Origin of the sequence: Algoriphagus vanfongensis DSM 17529, from assembly GCF_000429465.1 — a bacterium.
Classification (GTDB): domain Bacteria; phylum Bacteroidota; class Bacteroidia; order Cytophagales; family Cyclobacteriaceae; genus Algoriphagus; species Algoriphagus vanfongensis.
In genome coordinates this window covers 463,124-482,381 of the sequence record NZ_KE386906.1, presented here as the reverse complement: position 1 = coordinate 482,381, position 19,258 = coordinate 463,124, and the positions used below count along the sequence as shown (strand labels likewise).

Sequence of the window (19,258 nt, the reverse complement as noted above, 5' to 3'; positions counted from 1 at the left end):
GTGGCCCATGGGATTTGAAGGGAGTCATTAGAAACTAATACAGGGAAAGACGTCTCAGTTTGAACCTTCCAAAGTCCTTGATGGATTACTGTATCCACCTTCATTTCTTGTCCTGACGTATTGATTTGAAAACAAAAGCTAAGCGTAAGAATCAGGAGTCCTATTACTTTTTTTTCCATAAACTTCGCAAATATTGTTATTGCCTATTTCAAGAATAGGCATTCAAGTAAATCCCTGAATTGGGAGAATTTACAAAATTTATTTAAGTTTTACAGTTGTAAACTAGTGCGAAATCCTTTCTTATGTGCTTCTTTTTCTTTTATGATGGACAGTGGCTCAAAGATGTGAGTACAGATGAGCTCTATGCCCCCTATGCAAAGGCGGTGCAGGTAGACCTTTGGGAAAAGCCCAACTACCTCAATGGCTTTGCCCATCCCAAGCTTCCCATCATGAGCGATGATCCTAAGCAGCCTATTCAAGAAATGGAATGGGGGCTCCTTCCCCACTGGGCCAAGGACAAAAAATTCCAAAAGAACACCCTGAATGCCCGTATCGAAACGCTGGAAGAAAAACCAAGCTTTCGGAGCTATACCGGCAACCGATGCCTGATCCCCGCAGAAAGTTTTGTGGAATGGCAATGGCTGGACCCCAAAGGCAAGCAAAAGCAGAAATATAGAATTCGGGTTAAGGATGAAAACTGGTTTTCATTTGCGGGACTGTATAGCGTTTGGACTGACCCTGTCACAGATGAGGAGATCCCCACTTTTACAATCATCACCCGGGAAGCCGAGGGGATCATGCGTGAGATCCACAACAATAAAATGCGGATGCCAATGATCGTCAATCCTGAAGAACGAGATCTGTGGCTGGCCGGAGAGATAGATGTGGCTCAGCCACCTGAATTGGAGGCCGATCCTGTCACAGATGAATCGTAATGATGTCCCGGAGATCTGTAGAATAGCTTGGTGAGAGTTTTTCCTGTCTCATTTTCCAGACTTTGCCCGGATCATGGGAAGCCAGGCGCACTTTCTTCCCATATAGAAAATTCAATTTGTCCACTGCCTGCATCAGGGGAATCTGGCGCTGATCCCGATTGGAGAAGCAGCCGAGTTGGGGCTGGGAATCCGGAGTAAAATCCTCTACAATCACTCCGGCCTTTTTGAAAGCATAGCCTTCCCGATAAACCTGCTCCAAGGCCTTTAGTGCGAACTTGGAAAGCTCCATCCCTGAGTTGGTCGGAAATGGCAACCTGATCCGGAACTTCTTTCCGTATTGCGGCAGGTCTCTCCGATGTCCATTGGTATAGGCAAATACCGTCAAGGAGGAGCTGTTGCTATGCTGCTTTCTGAGCTTTTCCGAACAGGCAAAGGCAAAGGTGGAAACCCGTTCTTTCAAGGGCGCCAATTCGCTATAGTTGGTATCAAAACTTCTGGTCACAGCGATTGCCTTACGATCTTCAGGGCTTTCGAGCTGCAGCACTGCAGTTCCCTGTAGTTCCCGCTTCAATCGTAAGCCTACGATAGACAGGTGCTTTTTGACCCAATCATCTCCCAGCTGGACAAAGTCGAATGCCGTCTTGATTCCCATTTTGTCAAGTCGCTGCTGATGCTGTCTACCGATACCCCAGACATCTCCTATTGCTGTCCACTTGAGTGCTTTGATCCGCTTTTCTTCCGAGTCCATGGCATAGACATTTTGAGTGCGCTCCGGATACTTCTTGGCTATTCGATTGGCCATTTTGGCCAGTGCTTTGGTAGGAGCGAATCCTACAGTGATCGGGATTCCGGTCCATTGAAACACTTTCTTGCGGATTTCCTGTCCGTAGGCTATCAGATCATAGTGGTCAAATCCCGAAAACCTGAGAAAAGCCTCATCTATGGAATAGACTTCTATCTCCGGTGAGTAGGTTTCCAAAATAGACATGACCCGATGACTCATGTCTCCATACAGGGGAAAGTTGGCAGAAAACACCTCTACCTTGTGTTTTTCGAACAGCTCTTTAAACTGAAAGGCAGGAGCTCCCATGGGGATACCCAGTGCTTTGGCCTCATTGGACCTGGCAATGGCGCATCCATCGTTATTGCTCAGAACCACGATAGGCTTTCCATTCAGTTCCGGCCGAAAGACCCGCTCACAGGAAGCGTAGAAATTATTACAGTCTACAAGGGCGTACATCAGAATGCCTTGATTACAAAGGTGACTACTCCCCACACTACAAACTCCTGATCCGGCCCTACCTGAATCGGTGAATAATCTTCATTTTCCGGCAGCAGCCAAAGCTCCTTCCCTTTCTTGAGAATCCGCTTGGCTGTGAACTCGCCATTCAGAAAGACGACGGCTATTTTACCGTTTTGGGGAGAAACACTTCTGTCAATCACCATCAGGTCACCGTCTGAGATGCCCGCATTCTTCAGGCTATTGCCTTTTACTCTTCCGTAGAATGTAGCAGAGGGATTATGGACCAGATGCTTGTGGAGATCAATCTTCAGGTCTTCAAAATCCAGGGCTGGAGAAGGAAAACCGGCACTGATTCCCAGAGGGAAGTATGGCAACTCCAAGCCAGAGCTGGGATTGGCTTCAAATAAGGTGATAGTCAGATCTAAATTGAGGGATGTTTCCATGGCAATGAGATTTTGCTGGATCACAAATGTACCTGAAATCCAGATTCCTTCCATGGATCGTGACAAAAAATGTCATTTATAGTAACACTATATTGTTAATATAAATAACATTTTAGAGATTTGTCAAAAGGCGAGAGTAGAGAGTCTGCCTCCAAGTCAAAATTCCCAACTTATTAACTCTGATAGATCATGCAGTACAACTGGGCAGAAATATGCAGTGAACTGAAGCTGCTGGAAAAACGGGCGGACGAAAAAATCAAGGTCCTGGCAAGTGTCCAAGGAGGTACTTTCCCAATTGATCGGCTGAAAAAAGGAAAAGAAATCATCGCGATTTCCAAATCCATCAGGCTGCTGATGGATCAAGATCTTGAAAGGGATGCTGAGACATTGATCAGAATGCTCTTGGCCCAGGGAGTCAAGTTTAAGTGTATCCGGTAAGTTGAGGGAATAAGGATCTAAGCCATGCTCCATCAAGGTTAGATTTCTCAACTTTTTAGATAGTAATTTAAACCTTTTCAAGTTTCAAATTATTAAACCGGAGATGAGATTCATCTATGCTCACTTAACCTTCCATTCTTAGCTGCGTAAATCCTAGAAAGCAAAATACACCAAGATGAAACTTATTTTTCCTACCAACCCTCCGATCAGCGCTGCTATACCCAGCGATTATCCAATCCCTCCTATCGGAGAGGAATTTTACATTCGATTTGAGACATTCGTGACTGACCCCAAGGAATGGGATCAAGTAAAAAATCTACTTAAGACATCAAGCTTGACGGTAGAAAAAGTAGAGGACGGGAAAATCTATCTCTATCCAGGACAAAAAGTAGATCTCCAAGGAACCATAGAGAGTGATGAATATATGCCTTCTATTGTTCAGTATTGGATCAAGCATCCTGAAACCAGACCTGAAGATATGTAGGATGTATTTTAATTAGGATGTAAAATAAAAAAGGAGCCAAATGGCTCCTACATCATTTTTTGGTAATCCCTTAGTATTTTAAGTATTGTCAGTCTCTGCCAAATCCGATTGAATTTTTATCTTTAGGCAATCCAAAAATTGAATTCCATTGCTTGGAGCCATCCTTTTAATTTTCATTCTTTTCTTTCTATCACAGCCCATCTTAAATGCGCTGCAAAGAGAACACAAATGGCTGAAGGCAGGACTTCTTAACCAAATGTATTGGTACCATATGTTTTTTGGACTAGTTTACTGGACTTACTCCCAATTCAATCGTTCCGATTCCCAATATTATTTCTATAAAACCCAATTCAAATGGAAGAATTGGTTTGATGCATTTTCGGAAGGTACTGATTTTATAGAATGGATGGCGTTTCCATGGGTCCGATGGCTAGGGTTCAATTATGATATGATGATGTTCCTTTTTACCTGGTTAGGCTTTTGGGGCTTTGTCTATTTCTATTGTTTCTTCAAGGAGAATCTTCGATTCAATCCTAAATTTGAAGGCTGGGATGCAATTACACTTTTTATGTTCTTGCCCAACATGCATTTTTGGACGGCCTCATTGGGTAAAGGAGCGGTAATTTTCGCAGGAATTGGTTTCCTCACCTACGGACTTTCTTGGCCTGCTAAGAGAATATTTCATATAGCATTCGGAAGTTTTTTGGCTTATATGGTCAGACCACACGTATTATTTGCTATCCTGATAGGTATGGGAGTTGGTTTTGTTTGGGGAAGAGAAAAAGTTCCTATTTACCAAAAATACCTTGTGGTGCTCATAGGTATTGTCGGAAGTATTTTTGTATATGAAGATTTAATCGTCTACTTAGGATATGACCCTAATAATCTAATAGACTCTTTTGAAGAAGAATCCACACTTAATGCCCAAAGACTTCAAAGTTCTGGTTCGGGAGTAGATATGACATCATATAGTCTCCCTATGAAACTCTTTACTTTCTGGTTTAGGCCACTTTTCATTGATTCTCCAAATGCTTTAGGTTTAGTAGTTTCCATTGAAAATGCTTTATACATCTACATGTTTAGTAAAATTTTTAAGAAAAGCTTTTTGGAATATATCCGCATCGCACCAGCTATGGTCAAAATGTCAGCAGTTGTGTTTTTTTCTATTTCCGTATCGATGACATATGTCATGTCTAATTTAGGAATCATCATTCGCCAGAAATCACAGATCATGTATTTTATGCTCTTTGTAATAGTGGCATTTATGGATTGGGAAAAACGAATGAAAATTAAAAAAAGAGCCGAGATTTATAATCGAATAGTGGAAGAAGAGCGAAGGAATCGGGAGTTGGCAGAGACCTAATTTAAAGTTTAAGGTTTGGTAAGGGAAAGGTAAAATGCCTCAAATTTCTTTGAAATTTTTGAAAGAGAATAGTGGGAAAGAACCAGATCATGGGCAGACTCTGTAATTGAATCAATCTGATTAGATGGTGAACTTAGTAGTGATTGGAGCTCCTTTAAAAATGATAGCTCCTCATTAGGTGGGATACAAAAACCCGTGGTGGTGGTCAGTACTTCGGGAATACCTCCGACTCCATAGGATATTACTGGCACTTTTAAATACATGGCCTCCAAAATCACTGCGGGAAGGCCTTCAGCTTGGGGACTTAAAGCAAGGGCTTTGGCTCCGGCCAAAATAGGAAAAGGGTTTTCTTGGTTTGGTAGAAAAAAAACTTTGTCATCTATTTTTAGAGACTGGCATAAGGCCAAAAGCCTTTCCTTTTCAGTTCCTTCTCCCACTAAAACCAATTTTAGATCCGGAAAGTCTTTAGCATTTAATTTGGCAAAAATTCGGAGTAAAGATTCTTGATTTTTTTCAGGTACAAGCCCTCCCAAATTTAGGATGTAGGAAGATGGCAGTTCTTTTATCTTTTCAGCTTTACTCTTTAAATCAAGCTCCTTTGGGTCAATTCCAATTGGTAGGACCCCAATCGATTTGGAATAGGAAAAAACATGTAAAAAATCTGCCTTTGAAATCCCTGAAACGGAGGCTACCCCATCTGTTTGCTTTATTAAAAACTGATTCCAGATTCTTTTCAAACCTGAATTGATAAAATGGGAGATCTGATTTGCATTTCGATAAACAAGCTTGAAATCCCCACGCCCTAACAACTTAGCAAATGCTCCAAACCTCAAAGTTTCTGAGGCATTTGCCTGTACCAAATCAGGTGCTAAGTGAGCTATTATTTTTGAAAGCTTTTTATAGGGGCCCAGATTAAGGTTTTTACTTTTTTTCCAATCCAACTGAATCCATTCTCCTGAAAAGCTCAGACCTCCCGTCCCTTCAAAAATGGATATGACAATCACCTGATGCCCCATGGAGACCAGATCCTCAGACAATTGTAAGGCAAAAATCTCAGCACCTCTCCGTTGCGGACGGGTTATCAGCTGAACAATCTTCATAAACTTTTGTGAAACTTTTGAAACTGCTCCCCCACGACTTGCATATCAAATTTTGCAACAACCATTTCCCGCGAAGATGCTAGCAAGTTACTTTTCTCTTCCTCAGCCATAGAAACCCAATAATTCATAGCCTGAGACCAATTCTCGATGTTTTCAAATTCAGGAAGGAAGCATGCAGGCAAGGCTTCTACCATTTCCGCAATTCCTCCTACTCTATGTGCGATTACCGGAATCCCTGATAAAATTGACTCTGCAATCACTGAAGGCATCCCTTCGATTTTGCTTGGCAGAAGTAGAATTGCATTTTTAGGCACAAAGGCCCAAGGATTTACTTGACTACCCAAAAGGTGGATGTTGCTCAGGCTTTTTGAATCTATCAATTGCTCAATCTCTGATTTCTGTGGTCCACCACCGATCAGGACAAGCATGGATTCTGGAATTATGGATTGATAGTTTTCCCAAAGAGCAATCAAGAACCGATGATTCTTCTCAGGAGTAAACCCTCCTATATGTACAAATACCGGATTCGGAGCAGCTTCTTTCAAAGCAAACTGAAAATTCGTATTCAACCCGATTGGAATTTGACACTTAGGAATAGAAGCGTCTAGCAAGCCGTTCAGATCCTGAGCAGAATAAGACGAGATCGAGATCAATCCCTGCAATCTGTTTAAAAGAAATCGATAAAAAAACTTCTGCAGACCTGATCGGAAATAATAGCTGACCACTCCCCCGTTATTGAAAATAACCTTTCCTGAAAACGGAAAAATCATAGCTGACAGCACCGAATATTTGAGCGTGTCACCTCCATTTGCTTGGACAATATCGGGGTTGAACTTTCGCAGCTCGGTGGACAAGGACTTGAATCGAGAAATCCCGATCCATTTTTGCTTTACCTCCCAATTTAATGAAACATGCTTGCCTTTAAATGACAAAGGAAAGTCACCTTGAAACAGACTAATTAAAATGACCTCATGATCCTGATCGAGGAGGAAATTACCCAATGTACATGCAAAAAGTTCCTGTCCCCGCGCCTGTGGCTGTTGGATCACTAAGGCAATTCTCATCTCCTAAAATACATATCCAGGTAAATTCCTTGTGGGCTTTCGTTGTAGGTATGTATCCCCAAAACCTGTGAATTGGTTTTCGGTTCAATAGTCCTTAGCGTTCTTTCCTGATAGTTGTCGGTATTTATCAGAAGTATCTCCTGAATATGTATTCGATGACCGTAACGCAAACCCGAATCCTGAGCCGGTCTAAAAAGCTTTCCATCTTTTTCAAATATTCTCCCAGCCGGACGAGATTTTCGAACATCCGAAACAATCGGGTTCTGGGGATGGGAAACCCAGGAATATGGCTCCAGCTTGTCCGAATAATACAAGTAGAGTTCGTCAAAAGAAGAGCATGCTGGATGGGCCTTTTGATTAATGAAAAGCCAATACCTACCATCCTTTTTCAGTAGCGTCGGATCGTAGGCTTCGCCATCAAAAATGACACGATCTCTGATCCACGCTTTAGGAAAATCAAGTGCTCGATAGGCATAGACTTTTCCCGACTCGGCTGCTTCGGGAATAACTAGCAAGTCTCCATCCTCCTGCCAAACAAAAGGATATGACAAGTGCCATGGCTCATCCATTTTTGATTTGTACACTAATCTCTCTTGGATCCATTCAAGACATGCTATTCTGCCTTTTTGAGCATTTTTGTCAAACTCTTCTACCAACACATACTCTTTTCCTTCCACAACAAGTGGAAATGGATCCGCCCAATAGAATGCTGAAGGATCAGGATGCTCAATATTCAGCACCTCTTCCGAAGAGAGTTTGAGATCTTTTTTTTCCGAAGTGCAGGTATGCTTTCCGATCTTCCAATGCGCTTGAAATCGTAATTGCCTTACTTTTCTTTTGATGGTCCTCGAAATCAATTTGAAGATAAGACTGACCATCTCCCAAGCTTTAGGAGGTCGGAGCAGTGCACCCTTAGGCACCTCGGCTTGATTGGCAATATCCTTTTCCCAAGACTCTCTCCCAATTTGATGGAGTTTGCGCAGGGTTCTTTCCACAAAAAATGAGGATAGCCAAAATAGCTTATTGGCATTTCTTTGTACAGAGACTGGGTCAGTCTGAGTAAAACTCTGGTAGAGAATCTGGCCTTGGTCGAGATTTTCGTTGATACGCATTAACACTACGGAGCTAATAGATTGCCCATGCATAACTTCCCAAAAGGCAGGAGGACCGCCACGATACGCCTTTGGGTCACCATGATGAAAAGACCAAACCCCAAGTTTAGCAACTTGCAAAATCGGTCCTTTTAAAATTCTGAACCCAAAGCGAAGTAGAATATCCAGGTCGAAGTCCTGAATGTCCTCAAGAGTTGCTTCGGGAAAGGTATCGGTATATTTTTCCTGAATTGGCTGGACGCTGATCTTGGCAATAGATGAATCAAGTATAGTCTCGATAGAGCATGACTCAAATGCGTCGGCCTTAGTCTTAAAAATCAATCTATCCAATTTCCGATAAAGCCTGTAAAAATATGGAGAAGGGATCCCAGAAGTTTTTGGACTCTTATTAAAAATCAGTACAGCTATCTCTGCTGTACGCGAGTGCATAATTTGCCTTAAACACTCAGCTTGCCAAGCCTGAATCAATACTCCGTCTAGAAGGACACCTATTTTGAGTTTCGAACTTTCCAAAGCACCTGCTCGTATTGAATAGCGATCTTTTCTATATCAAACCTCTCTTCGGCATCTTTCTTAGCTTGCCTTCCTAAAGTCAACATTTGCTCGGGATGTTCTATCGCCCATTTCATTTTATCTGCCAGTGTTTTTGAGTTTCCAACCGGAAATGTCAAGGCTGAAACATGATCCGATACAGCCTCTAAATTCATTGGGATATCTGAAGCGATGATAGGAATTCCAGCCATCATCGCTTCAACTAGCGCTCCTGAAAAGCCTTCATACCAGCTGGGGAAGATAAAACAGTTGCCAGTGATCAGTGGACAGTTTTCAGTGCCTATTTTGAGGCCTGTCGAAACAGGCAGTGTATGTGTTGAGCTTTGTTGAGGTTGGCAGTATCCATTAATGAGCGCATCCATCGGGTTGGATATTTTGCCGGGGAGGAAGACTGACTTTTGGAGATCGAGGTTTTGGATGAGGGTTTCTAATTGATTTCGATACGGTCCATCACCAAAGATGGTTAGGGTGCAATCAGCATAGATTTTGATGACTTCCGAAAAGGCACAAATGGCATCCTGAAAGCCCTTTCTTTCCAATAGGCGTCCGTAAGAGATGAAGTTTCGGATTGTATCGTCATCGCGAGAAACGAAGCGATCTGTCTCCATCTTTTGAGATTGCCTGCCTGCAGGCAAGGTAGGCTTTCCCGAATCGAGTTCGGGACTGGATGCTCCTGCGTCGCACCCGCCATTGCGGGCAGGCGCAATGACGGGCCTCCCACGATAAACCACCGAAATCTTATCCTGCTTAATCCCCAAAGTCTTTACATGAGAATCAGCCAAGGCTTGGGCATTGGCGATCCAATGCAAAGGAATACCTGCTGTCAATCGATCCAACCAGTAAACGACTTTATATTTCAGACCCTTTTTGTCTTTCCAAGCCAAAGGGCTATAGCTATCATTTACCAATGTCCCAATCAAAGGAACTCCTGTAATCCATGAAGCCAATCGAGTGATAATATCAGCTCTCCAAAGGCAAGAGACTAACAAATCGGGTTTTTCACTTTGTATAAGCAAGACCAACTTTCTAATGGCCAATCTAAAATGATAGCCTTCCGGGATATCCAAAAAAATAAGCCGGATTCCGGCTTTTTCATATTCAGTTTTTAGTTCATGCTTAGGATAGAAATACACAAATCCCACATCTACCTCCTGCGAAAAACGAGAAAGAATCTCCAAATGACTGCGCTCCGCACCGGCATTTACTAGGGCGTCTTGGGTAAATAGGATTTTCAAATTGTTCTTGACTTAAAAAAAAGAGATTTAAGAAGCCTTGATGATGTTTTCCATTTAAATAAAAACTCTTCTGACTTTTGAAAAACCTCCTCCCAACTTTTATTCACTTCATTTTCGTAAACATCTGAAATACTCAAACCATTTTTTTGAATCATTTTCAGATGATATCCATAGTTTTCCTTCATCTCCAAAATCTTTGCAAAAAGTTCTGTTTTACTAGTAATAATGGGCAATTCAGGAAAATAATTTTTTTTAAAATAAATAGAACTACTTTCATTCGTTGCTATCATAGGTACACCGGCAATCAAGGCATTTATAAGTTTAGAAAATGGCTTATTTAAATAATTGCCTCCCTTCAAATCTCTAATCGCCAAAATTAAATCAAAGTCAGAATAATCTTTCCATCTTTTCCAATCATCTACAATTTCAAATACTAAATGACGATTTTTGCAAAATGAATCCATTTCCTTGTTTAAATCCTCATCAAAATTATTTGAATTACCAAAATACCCTATCCGAAATAAATCCTTTTCATTTTTAATCCTTTTTTTTATTCTTGGTTGAGACCAATGGGGAACAAAAAATGAATCACAAAATGGAAACATTATGTCGGCTATTAACCTTTTGTTTCGACAATTAATAACAGATTGAAAGTGGTTTTGAAACAAATGAATTTGTGCATACCTATGTCTTCCATAATCAGCGGCAACACAAATAAATAATTGATCAGAATTTGGCTTGATATTTTTATCAAAAAAACCTGAATGAAAAACAATTATTCCTGAATCAGGGATTTCTGAAACTAAGCATAAATTTATACTTGTTTTATTTTCACTAAATCTCGAAACAGTTTGATCAATCCAATTTTCTAGTCCAAACCTCGGTTCAAAAGTTCCATGTTTTTGAGGATTAGGGTTATAAAAATAAATCACCTGATTCAAACCTTCTATTGAAAAGAATCAGGGTCCAATATCATTCCTTTTTTTCCAATCATAGCATGCCAAGTAGCCAATGCTTTTAATTTTAAGCGAAATGTTTTTTTATTTTCCCATCTTAATATGGCATAAGAAAATTTAATTTCTCTAATCATCCATGCCCAGATTATTTGAAAGTCCATTCTTTGGATTCCGAGAAGCAAATGATTTCTGGTATTATAATATTGCCTCCAAGGGGGAGTCCCTCCAGTTGAACCCGCTTTTTCATCTTCAATTAAACCATTAGGAATAGTATATATTTCATATTTATGATCTGCGGCCTTCAAGCAATAGTCAAATTCATAAGTACCCATGAAATAACTGGGATCACAGGTACCAACTTCTTTTATTAAGTTTGATGAAATCAAACAACCATCGAAAGTAATTAAGTCGGTCTTTATTAAATCTTGGGAAATAGGCACATATTTAGGTTTCCTACTACCATTCCAATATTGTAAAATTGCTTCACCATTAGAATTTAAATTGGCTAATTTCACCATGCCCGTTTTACTTACCTCTAATCTGGCATGATGATTAATAATAGATTCTATAGACCCCTTGACCGGCCTCGAATCATCATTGAATAACCAGGCCCAATCCAATCCATTTTTTGCTACTATGGACATACCAAGAGCAAAACCTCCAGCAGAAGCAATGTTTTTGCTTTGATGAAGAAAATTAACCCCCATAAAATCCGGATTGGATGTTGTTGCTTTTAACTTTTCTAAAGGATTATTGTTAATAACCCAGATTTTTGAAGCATTTATACCCTGATTTAAAACTGCTCTTAGAGTTAACTGTAAGGAATTTTCCCTTTTATAGGTAACTATGACTACACCTATTTGATTGATCATTTTGGAGGAACAGAAAGTGCTAATGTAAATCCAGATTTTCCTTGATAATAATCATAAACAGCTCGAAAAATCATCTTTGCATTTCTATATCCATAAACTAGTCCATATCTAAATCCATAAAGAATTTTGCCAATTGCCTTTTTCAACAATTGATTCCTCATAGCATTTAGAGTTAAAGAATCAGAAATCATCAATAAATTCCTTAAGCTATAATACTCTCTGACCAAATTCTCTTTCTTTTTGTATAAAGGTCTTTCAAAATCAGTCCTTTGATGTAGCTTTCTTAAATCCAAAAAAAGTGAACAAGGAACAATAATACTATATCCTCGGCGACTGGCTTTTAAGCAAAAATCCAATTCTTCAAAGCCAAAAAATAATTCAGGATTAGGCAGTATCCCATCTCGGATCATTTTGGAATTGACAATCATAGACATATTTCCAGCTACGCAATCCACTTCCAGACATTCTTTCTTTTCCAGCAATCTGCTTTGAATCCTTTTTATTACTCCCCTTTTTCTATCAAAGAAATGGCCTACAGAGCCTAAAATTCCGCAAAAAGGATTTTCATCTTTATAGGCCAATAATTTTTCAAAGGTATCTTCAAAAAAAGGGGGGTCGTTATCATCACCCCAATAGATCCAATCTGCTCCATCCTGATTACAAAGTTCCAAGCCAATAACAGCAGCTCCGGCAGGTCCAGCATTGTAGCCCATTCTATGGTAACGGATTCGGGAATCAAGCAAAGAGGCAACAGCATGTTCGGTCTCCAGATTTTCAGAATTATCAATAATCCAGATAAAACCAGGAGGATAAGTTTGAGAAAAAACAGCCTTGATCGTGTCCAACAATATTTGTGGACGATGATAGGTGATAATAAACGCTCCCAACTTAATCAAAGCTAACTTTAGTTTGATAAATTTTCTTTGCCAATGGAGGAAAAAATGTTAGTCCTAATCTAGCCCATGTAGGTAGTTTCCAGGGTTTAAATTTTAAAGCTTGCAAAAAATGATATCTGGCTAAAGATATTTTCTTGAAGCGGATAAAAATAACCCCTGCAGATTGATGATAAAGGAACTTGATATGAGGAGAAAGCGAATCTTTATGTTTGTCTAAAATATATAGGAGCCCATGAAGAATATTTTGAGTGTTTTTAGATCCTCCTACCATACTACTGAAATATTCAACACTAATAATGGCTACTTGTAAAAATTTGACTGGCAATAGATGGATGCGGTGAAAAAGCTCTGTATTTTCTGAAAACTTCAAATTTTCATCGTATCCACCTACTTGTTCAAAAAGAATTCTTTTCAATAAAACCGAGCCCGCTAATTTTCCTACATATACTGATTTACTTGGAATTCTTTCTTTTACATCCTTTTGACTTATTGAACAGATACCAAAATGAAAATAATCATAATCAGGGTACTCATTTATACAACTATTCATCTTTGTAAAAGAATTTGGACGAAGAACGTCGTCTGAATCCAAAAATATTAGCCAATCTGCCTTGGCTTTACTAGCTCCTAAATTGCGAGCTGCACTGACTCCCATATTTTCCTGATAGGAATATAAAATCCGGTGATCGCCCAAAAATGATTTAGCAATCCACTCCGATTGATCGGTACTCCCATCGTTCACTAAAATCAATTCCCAATCTTCAAATGATTGCAAAATCACTGAATCAACCGCTCTTTTCAGCGTTGATTCTGAATTAAAAAAAGGAATAATGATGGAGATTTTAGGATCCAAAAATTTTTTGGTTTCGTTTGTATCCATCAACAGCTACTTGGTAATTTTTAAGAAAAGCAAAAAATTTAGCCCTTACGACCACATAATCTACCTTTCTTTGATAATTATTTTGAGGCAAAAACGCTGTTTTAATTATCCCTTTTACTAAAAGGAAAAAGCTACTAATCAAATGTTTTCTAAAATCGTTAAAGGCTGGATAGGTATCTAAATTATACGAAGCCAAAATAGGAAAACTACTACTAATCCCTCTTTTTAAGCGAAGGTAATATTCAAAACTAATCCGTTCTGACCCTATATTATGGAAGAATTTTAAGGTTTCTGAATACATCAAATCATACCCCAATAGTTGTATGGCATGGCAAAACTCTACATCCCCCCCTGAAGTCAATTCTTCCCCTTTTCTGCAGGAAAGTAAGGACTCAAACTCCTTTTCACTTAAATCATTTAAAATAGATTTTCTATAAAAGCAGCCAGCACCATATAAATAAGCAAATTTTGGTAAGGGCTCTAGATTTCTCCCCTGGGGCCCTAAAGCATAACTTTTGGAAAATTGATTAAACCAATCAGGAACCTTTTGAGCAGGTAATATTCCAAGACTACCCAAAGCACCTAGTTTAGGTTTGGCATTTAATATTTTTAGACCTTCCTCCAGAAAATCAGGGAAAAGTTCGTTGTCATCATCGCAATCTAAAATGAAAGCGTATTTCGCGAAACTGATTCCATGCCAAAATGCATACATTTTACCGGGTTTTGAGAATCGTTCTATACGATAGTCTATTCCGGAATTTTTGAGTAACGATTCAGAAAAGGAAAAAGTATTATCAGATGAATTATTGTCGATTATGATCAATTCCCAAGGAAAAGTAGTTTCTTGATTGATAATAGCCTTTAACGTGTTCTGGAGCTTTGTTTCTCCATTGTAGGTGCAGATGATAATACTACAACTCAAAACCTTAATAAACGATTTATAACAGCCCCAAATACTTTTCCATATCGGATATGATTCAATTTTTTTAACTGAGGTGCAAAAACCATTCGGGAAAGGTGTCTACTCTTTTTTTTTGAATACCCCAATTGGATAAAAAAATCTTCTACATTAAGAAAAGTCTCTTTTTGCAAATCTTTTATATCTTTTTTTTCAAAGAAATAGGCCCATGAAAGGTAAGAACTTAAGCCTTTCCAATCTTCAGGAATTATTTTCCAATTCCACTTATTTTGTTCTAACCGATACCATTTTTCAGCTTCTAACACATTTCCTTGATGAAGCATTACTCCAAGCATACGAATCAAATGTTTCTTTTGGATTTCTAAATAGTCTAAATTGTATTCCTGATTAAAAGGCGCATCTTTAGGAAGCCGAGCATCTTTTTTCCCAGCTCTTCGACTGACTTCGGTCAGTGCCTTATACATCACTTTAGGATTTCGACTCATACTATTGGGAACGTATCTATAAGCAACCAAAACTTCAGGAATAGTTACAATTTTCGCTCCAATCTTACTGGCTCGGATCCAATAATCCCAATCTTCACAACTTTTCAAGGAACCGTCAAAAAGCCCAACTCGCTGGACGATTCTTCGAGTCAAAAAGAACGAGGCAGGTGGGGCAATACTAGAATGAACTAAATTTTTTAAGAAAATTTCATAACCAGAAAATTGATGAGTATGAATAAACTTTCTTCCCCTAAAATAAGAATATCCAGAAACTAAAATATCCAAATCATGACTCTCTTGAAATCTATCTACTATGTTTGAATAAGCCATAGAAAAAACTTTATCATCTGCATCTAAGAAGTGAATTAGATCACCAACACTCTCTTTAAATCCAGAATTCCTTGCTTCTGACAACCCTCTATTTTCTTGAGAAATAATTTTGATATTTCCGTATTTCAGAGCTAATTCCTTTGAAATAGTTTCCGTATCGTCAGTGCTTCCGTCGTTTACAATAATAATTTCTAATTCAGAAAAACAATTTCTAATTACTGATTCTATACATTCAAATAAATAATGAGACTGATTGTATACAGGTATAATAACAGATACTTTCACTTCGAAAAAAAATCTTCTCCTAAAGCTTCTTTATAGCCCCTAACTTCAATTATATTAAACTCCTGTAAAGCTATTTTTTTGTAAAAATCACCTCTATTACGAAGTGATTTATATAATTCTGAATTAGGTGTCCATTGATCATGTATCACGCCACAAGTACGAGTAGTTCCAATTTTTAAACCAGCCAATTTTGCCCTTATAAAAAAGTTTTGATGTTCTCCTCCTTTTAAAATTGGATTCCACCCTCCAAAGTCTAAAACTTTGTCCGTCCGTGCTAAAAAGAAGTTATGTGTTAGATCACATGCAGTTACTGGTTCAATGAAAGGCTTTTTTTTGAAATATATTACACGGGAATCAATATAGAAGTTTGCATAATAATCGTACTTCTGATACGATGGGAGAAACCAATCAAATTTCATCAAAAGAGCATTAACATTGTTGAAAAATTCTCTTGTTCGTCCTCTTCGTTTGTATTGAATGAAGACACCTCCTAAAACGTCAAGATGATAATCAATTAGATATTTCTTCATTAAGGGAATTCTAGATCTTCGATCAAATACAAAGTCATCGTCACAAAGTAAAAAATAGGGGGTGTCCACCAACTTTAGCATCTCATTTCTACCCTCTGCCGTACCTGTGTCATAAGGAAGTTCCAAATATTGAATATTCAGATACGGAAATTTAGCCTTGACAGATTTCCCATAAGGCACCTTACTATCATCTGCTATCAAAATCGGACCTTGAAAGCCATATTTTTGGATGGAAGCCAACAGCTGAATTAAATGCGCCTCTCTCTCCAAAGTTTTGATCAAAATGGATATATCATGGATTCCAGAAAGACTGTAATTAGAAACTCTTTCAAAAGGGGCTAAATCAATCAACTTCATTTTTTGGACACTATTTTGCTTAGCCATCGCTTTAAAGGGTGCACCTTCAACTGTTTTTCTAAATGAGCTATTCGGTTTTCAAAAATCTTATTTTTTGTATTATACAATTCCGGATGAACCAAGGAAAGAGAAGAACTTGGAAACTTAACGGCTAATTCATGAGACTCTTTGACTACTAAAAATATATTTTGCTTATACCAAAAATCAACTTTCGAGTTATTCCAAATTAATGGACGAATAATGTCCAAAAAAACATATCCATTCTTTGAAAATTTCTCTGCCCAATAAGCTGGCCATTTTTCATTTAAATGATTCTGTCCGCCTTGTCCCGGAATTGCTGCAGAAAAAAGAATTACATCTGAGTACTTTTTTAAGCTATCAACCAAAGTATTAGCTGCATACTCAGGAATGTGTTCGGCCACCTCTAAGCAGATGCAGAGATCATACTTTCTACCCAATTCAAGCGGTTGAGTTAAATCATGGGATTCAAACTCACTTTCCATTAAATACTTGGAAAGGAGAGCCCGATCCACATAGTCTCCATCAACACCCAACAAATCCAAAATACCTGAATCTTTGGCGACCGAGAGCCAAGTCCCGATACCACAACCTACATCCAAAACCGATTTTGGATTAATTAAATCCAAAACTAACGGAAGAATAATTTTTGCAGATGAGGTATTATGGATCTCTTCCTTATGAAAATATTTTATCTCCATATAAATCGCGAGTTCATTATTCCCTTTGGATATTCAATTCCAACGTGGAAACCTACCCAGTTTCTAGGCGCAATAATTACGGCGTCCTCATGAATATTCAAGAAAGCGGCCCACCAAGCAAAGGAACTATTGGAAATGATCAAGTATTTGGAAGTCATTAATTTCACAAAATCTTCCATAGGGCTCTGAATTAGGGCTGATGTATCCAATTCCAACTTCTTACAAAAATATTTCAAGTAGTTTCCATCATCCCCCACTACCTTAAAATTTTCAGGTGAATATTCCTTTTTAATATAATTTAATTGGTTTACGAACCATTCCTCTGGAACAACCGCATTTGAATTGATTTCGGCAAATATTGTAGTAAGGTAATCCCCCCTTCTAATATGAGTCACGCAATCATTTGAAGCAAAAAATCGAGTTAAAGACACTTTAAACAAACTTTTAACAAAATCCCGATTTTCCTCGAAAACCTTGGAAGATTGAAAATATCCAGAAACATAACTAAAATTGGAAATTGCATTCAAGTCGATTTCTTCTAGACATGAGTGAAACTCTTTGTACCTTAATCTATATCGCAAAAAAAATCTTTCAAATAGTGAAATGAATTTATTTGAAGAATTAATGTAGTTAATTCCAGCAAATCCATTTAACCTAAACTCAGATACTTTACAGATAAAGTAAACAGGAACTTTCCTTTTCTCTTCTAAAAGCTTACCAAATGCATATTGAAACATTTGGTTCCCCATACCAGAATGTAACAAAATCAAAACCAATTCTTAATATATCTAAATGGAGACACAATTAAATCACCTATTTTATACCTAGTTGAATTTAAGACTTTGGCCCTTCCTTTTTGATATTCAAATTCATTAAATTTTCTAACATCATATACTTCTAATTGTTCAATCTTAATACCGAGGTCGGAACTAAAATCCTCGACTTTACCAAGAGAAATAGAGTTCCCTTCACTTAGATCACATTCGAGTGAAAGTAAAACACCTAGTTCAGGCGGATAAGATATCAATGGATATTTTTTAATTGGCTTGTCACATCTCTTAATTGACAAAAGGTATTTTGATTTAATTTGACATAGCCTTTTCGAACCAGATAAATCAAAAGTAAGCGATTCAAGCCCCAAAAAAGAAGGGGCAATTGAACTATCAACCTCTTGGAACTGGTCATAAATCGATTTGGATTGACTGAGTGACGAAAAATTATAATTCAATTCGCCAACTAGCAAAGAAACCTGAAACACTCGAACATTTTTTAAAAAATGCTGACCAACATCACCACAATTTGAACTTAAACTTATTCTTGGATAGAAAATATATTTATTGTCAAAAACTAAGAATTGGAAATACAGTTTTTTCCATGATGAGACATCAGGCCATTTTAAGACATTGTCAGGTAAATCAATTTGATTAACACCTTGATAATTATATTTTGCTACAAATTTTTCAAAATTAAGCCATTGATTTTTTAAGAATATTTGACCCCATGAGCATGGAATTTTCATATAAAAATTATCGTATCCATCTTCCAATGCGGTAAATGGGAGCAGAGATGTTTCACTCAATCTTGGTGAATATAGGGCAAAACCTCCAATTCTATTATCATCACTAAATTGGCTGATAACACGCAATGAATATTGATAAAATTTTGGTGATACAATTAAATCATCCTCAAGCATTATTATTCCTTGATAATTCTCTGATAATCTCCCACAAAAAAGAACATGAGATTTAAGCCCTAATCTTTCTTCATGAAGAATAACATCTTTTTGGCCAAACTCCCATTTAAAATCATTGGCGATATTCGCGCAGCAATCCTCTTCCGATTTATCCAAACTTATTACCAACCTAACTCCGTCGGGAATATCCGAATCCGCTAACGTAGACAATAGTCTAGCCAAAGAATTTGGCCTATTATATCCAATTACAACGATTGGTAGCTCACTAGGATTGATTGGCTTCACACAAAAAAACTAGATAGTCTAAACTTTGATTTTACTTTAGAGATCCCCAAATCTAAAATGTCTCTCGGAGGTAGGAAGCTTT

General features: G+C 38.2%; 20 protein-coding genes. 4 read left to right on the top strand and 16 right to left on the bottom strand.

Features of this window, described 5'->3' with window-relative positions:
• Positions 1 to 302 precede the first annotated feature (302 nt).
• Positions 303 to 935: an SOS response-associated peptidase gene (locus G460_RS22460; protein WP_035464848.1), complete on the top strand. Its 633-nt coding sequence runs from the start codon at positions 303 to 305 to the stop codon at positions 933 to 935.
• Here G460_RS22460 and G460_RS0121010 read toward each other — a convergent pair.
• Both G460_RS0121010 and G460_RS0121005 read right to left on the bottom strand, forming a co-directional pair.
• Positions 919 to 2,175: a Y-family DNA polymerase gene (locus G460_RS0121010; RefSeq protein ID WP_026957171.1), complete on the bottom strand. Its 1,257-nt coding sequence runs from the start codon at positions 2,173 to 2,175 to the stop codon at positions 919 to 921. The two genes, G460_RS22460 and G460_RS0121010, sit on opposite strands and share 17 nt — an antisense overlap.
• Positions 2,175 to 2,675: a LexA family protein gene (locus G460_RS0121005; protein WP_211226771.1), complete on the bottom strand. Its 501-nt coding sequence runs from the start codon at positions 2,673 to 2,675 to the stop codon at positions 2,175 to 2,177. Before G460_RS0121005 ends, G460_RS0121010 begins: the two co-directional genes overlap by 1 nt.
• A gap of 135 nt (positions 2,676 to 2,810) precedes the next feature.
• Between G460_RS0121005 and G460_RS0121000 the strand changes: the two genes are divergently transcribed.
• The 3 genes from G460_RS0121000 to G460_RS0120990 all read left to right on the top strand — a co-directional run bounded on the left by G460_RS0121000 (position 2,811) and on the right by G460_RS0120990 (position 4,906).
• Positions 2,811 to 3,059, top strand: coding sequence for a hypothetical protein (locus G460_RS0121000; RefSeq protein ID WP_026957169.1), 249 nt, complete (start codon positions 2,811 to 2,813; stop codon positions 3,057 to 3,059).
• Between the two features lie 175 nt (positions 3,060 to 3,234).
• Positions 3,235 to 3,543, top strand: a complete 309-nt coding sequence (locus tag G460_RS0120995; protein WP_026957168.1) for a hypothetical protein — start codon at positions 3,235 to 3,237, stop codon at positions 3,541 to 3,543.
• 568 nt (positions 3,544 to 4,111) lie between these two features.
• Positions 4,112 to 4,906, top strand: coding sequence for a hypothetical protein (locus G460_RS0120990; protein ID WP_245578780.1), 795 nt, complete (start codon positions 4,112 to 4,114; stop codon positions 4,904 to 4,906).
• An 8-nt stretch (positions 4,907 to 4,914) separates the two neighbouring features.
• On the opposite strand, the gene G460_RS0120985 is transcribed toward G460_RS0120990, so the two are convergent.
• From G460_RS0120985 to G460_RS22435, 14 genes are read right to left on the bottom strand one after another with little or no spacing between them, the layout of a single operon-like run.
• Positions 4,915 to 6,006 (bottom strand): glycosyltransferase, encoded by a 1,092-nt coding sequence (locus G460_RS0120985; protein ID WP_026957166.1) that lies wholly within the window; start codon positions 6,004 to 6,006, stop codon positions 4,915 to 4,917.
• A complete protein-coding gene (locus G460_RS0120980) occupies positions 6,003 to 7,070 on the bottom strand; it encodes a glycosyltransferase family 4 protein (RefSeq protein WP_026957165.1) in 1,068 nt (355 codons plus the stop codon). The genes G460_RS0120985 and G460_RS0120980 overlap by 4 nt, the downstream gene beginning before the upstream one ends.
• Positions 7,067 to 8,611 carry a glucosamine inositolphosphorylceramide transferase family protein gene (locus G460_RS0120975; RefSeq protein ID WP_026957164.1) on the bottom strand — a complete coding sequence of 515 codons (1,545 nt, stop codon included), beginning with the start codon at positions 8,609 to 8,611 and terminating at the stop codon, positions 7,067 to 7,069. Before G460_RS0120975 ends, G460_RS0120980 begins: the two co-directional genes overlap by 4 nt.
• A 59-nt stretch (positions 8,612 to 8,670) precedes the next feature.
• Positions 8,671 to 9,969, bottom strand: coding sequence for a glycosyltransferase family 4 protein (locus tag G460_RS0120970; protein ID WP_026957163.1), 1,299 nt, complete (start codon positions 9,967 to 9,969; stop codon positions 8,671 to 8,673).
• Positions 9,966 to 10,910 carry a hypothetical protein gene (locus G460_RS22455; RefSeq protein ID WP_035464846.1) on the bottom strand — a complete coding sequence of 315 codons (945 nt, stop codon included), beginning with the start codon at positions 10,908 to 10,910 and terminating at the stop codon, positions 9,966 to 9,968. The genes G460_RS0120970 and G460_RS22455 overlap by 4 nt, the downstream gene beginning before the upstream one ends.
• 5 nt (positions 10,911 to 10,915) lie before the next feature.
• On the bottom strand, positions 10,916 to 11,797 hold the full coding sequence (locus G460_RS0120960; protein WP_026957161.1) for a glycosyltransferase: 882 nt from the start codon (positions 11,795 to 11,797) through the stop codon (positions 10,916 to 10,918).
• Entirely contained in the window at positions 11,794 to 12,693 is a 900-nt protein-coding gene (locus tag G460_RS0120955) for a glycosyltransferase (RefSeq protein WP_245578779.1), read from the bottom strand. The genes G460_RS0120960 and G460_RS0120955 overlap by 4 nt, the downstream gene beginning before the upstream one ends.
• Positions 12,686 to 13,573, bottom strand: a complete 888-nt coding sequence (locus tag G460_RS22820) for a glycosyltransferase family 2 protein (RefSeq protein ID WP_026957159.1) — start codon at positions 13,571 to 13,573, stop codon at positions 12,686 to 12,688. The genes G460_RS0120955 and G460_RS22820 overlap by 8 nt, the downstream gene beginning before the upstream one ends.
• Entirely contained in the window at positions 13,536 to 14,495 is a 960-nt protein-coding gene (locus G460_RS0120945; RefSeq protein WP_026957158.1) for a glycosyltransferase, read from the bottom strand. Before G460_RS0120945 ends, G460_RS22820 begins: the two co-directional genes overlap by 38 nt.
• Complete coding sequence (locus tag G460_RS0120940; RefSeq protein WP_026957157.1) at positions 14,492 to 15,592, bottom strand: glycosyltransferase family 2 protein; 1,101 nt, start codon at positions 15,590 to 15,592, stop codon at positions 14,492 to 14,494. The genes G460_RS0120945 and G460_RS0120940 overlap by 4 nt, the downstream gene beginning before the upstream one ends.
• On the bottom strand, positions 15,589 to 16,506 hold the full coding sequence (locus G460_RS0120935; protein ID WP_026957156.1) for a glycosyltransferase family 2 protein: 918 nt from the start codon (positions 16,504 to 16,506) through the stop codon (positions 15,589 to 15,591). The genes G460_RS0120940 and G460_RS0120935 overlap by 4 nt, the downstream gene beginning before the upstream one ends.
• Positions 16,476 to 17,198 (bottom strand): methyltransferase domain-containing protein, encoded by a 723-nt coding sequence (locus G460_RS22445; RefSeq protein WP_051316175.1) that lies wholly within the window; start codon positions 17,196 to 17,198, stop codon positions 16,476 to 16,478. Before G460_RS22445 ends, G460_RS0120935 begins: the two co-directional genes overlap by 31 nt.
• Complete coding sequence (locus tag G460_RS22815; protein ID WP_051316174.1) at positions 17,189 to 17,947, bottom strand: alpha-1,2-fucosyltransferase; 759 nt, start codon at positions 17,945 to 17,947, stop codon at positions 17,189 to 17,191. The genes G460_RS22445 and G460_RS22815 overlap by 10 nt, the downstream gene beginning before the upstream one ends.
• A gap of 17 nt (positions 17,948 to 17,964) precedes the next feature.
• The gene (locus G460_RS22435; protein WP_051316173.1) at positions 17,965 to 19,176 is read right to left on the bottom strand and encodes a hypothetical protein; all 1,212 of its coding nucleotides are present in this window, start codon (positions 19,174 to 19,176) and stop codon (positions 17,965 to 17,967) included.
• Positions 19,177 to 19,258 lie beyond the last annotated feature (82 nt).

Bases quoted from the DNA above. Each gene is read 5' to 3' on its own strand.
- G460_RS22820 (WP_026957159.1), bottom strand. From the start codon at position 13,573: ATGGATACAAACGAAACCAAAAAATTTTTGGATCCTAAAATCTCCATC.
- G460_RS0120975 (WP_026957164.1), bottom strand. From the start codon at position 8,611: ATGCACTCGCGTACAGCAGAGATAGCTGTACTGATTTTTAATAAGAGT.
- G460_RS22445 (WP_051316175.1), bottom strand. From the start codon at position 17,198: ATGGAGATAAAATATTTTCATAAGGAAGAGATCCATAATACCTCATCT.
- G460_RS0121005 (WP_211226771.1), bottom strand. From the start codon at position 2,675: ATGGAAGGAATCTGGATTTCAGGTACATTTGTGATCCAGCAAAATCTC.
- G460_RS0120995 (WP_026957168.1), top strand. From the start codon at position 3,235: ATGAAACTTATTTTTCCTACCAACCCTCCGATCAGCGCTGCTATACCC.
- G460_RS0120980 (WP_026957165.1), bottom strand. From the start codon at position 7,070: ATGAGAATTGCCTTAGTGATCCAACAGCCACAGGCGCGGGGACAGGAA.
- G460_RS0121000 (WP_026957169.1), top strand. From the start codon at position 2,811: ATGCAGTACAACTGGGCAGAAATATGCAGTGAACTGAAGCTGCTGGAA.
- G460_RS0120935 (WP_026957156.1), bottom strand. From the start codon at position 16,506: ATGGCTAAGCAAAATAGTGTCCAAAAAATGAAGTTGATTGATTTAGCC.
- G460_RS0121010 (WP_026957171.1), bottom strand. From the start codon at position 2,175: ATGTACGCCCTTGTAGACTGTAATAATTTCTACGCTTCCTGTGAGCGG.
- G460_RS0120960 (WP_026957161.1), bottom strand. From the start codon at position 11,797: ATGATCAATCAAATAGGTGTAGTCATAGTTACCTATAAAAGGGAAAAT.
- G460_RS22815 (WP_051316174.1), bottom strand. From the start codon at position 17,947: ATGGGGAACCAAATGTTTCAATATGCATTTGGTAAGCTTTTAGAAGAG.
- G460_RS22460 (WP_035464848.1), top strand. From the start codon at position 303: ATGTGCTTCTTTTTCTTTTATGATGGACAGTGGCTCAAAGATGTGAGT.
- G460_RS0120985 (WP_026957166.1), bottom strand. From the start codon at position 6,006: ATGAAGATTGTTCAGCTGATAACCCGTCCGCAACGGAGAGGTGCTGAG.
- G460_RS0120990 (WP_245578780.1), top strand. From the start codon at position 4,112: ATGTTCTTGCCCAACATGCATTTTTGGACGGCCTCATTGGGTAAAGGA.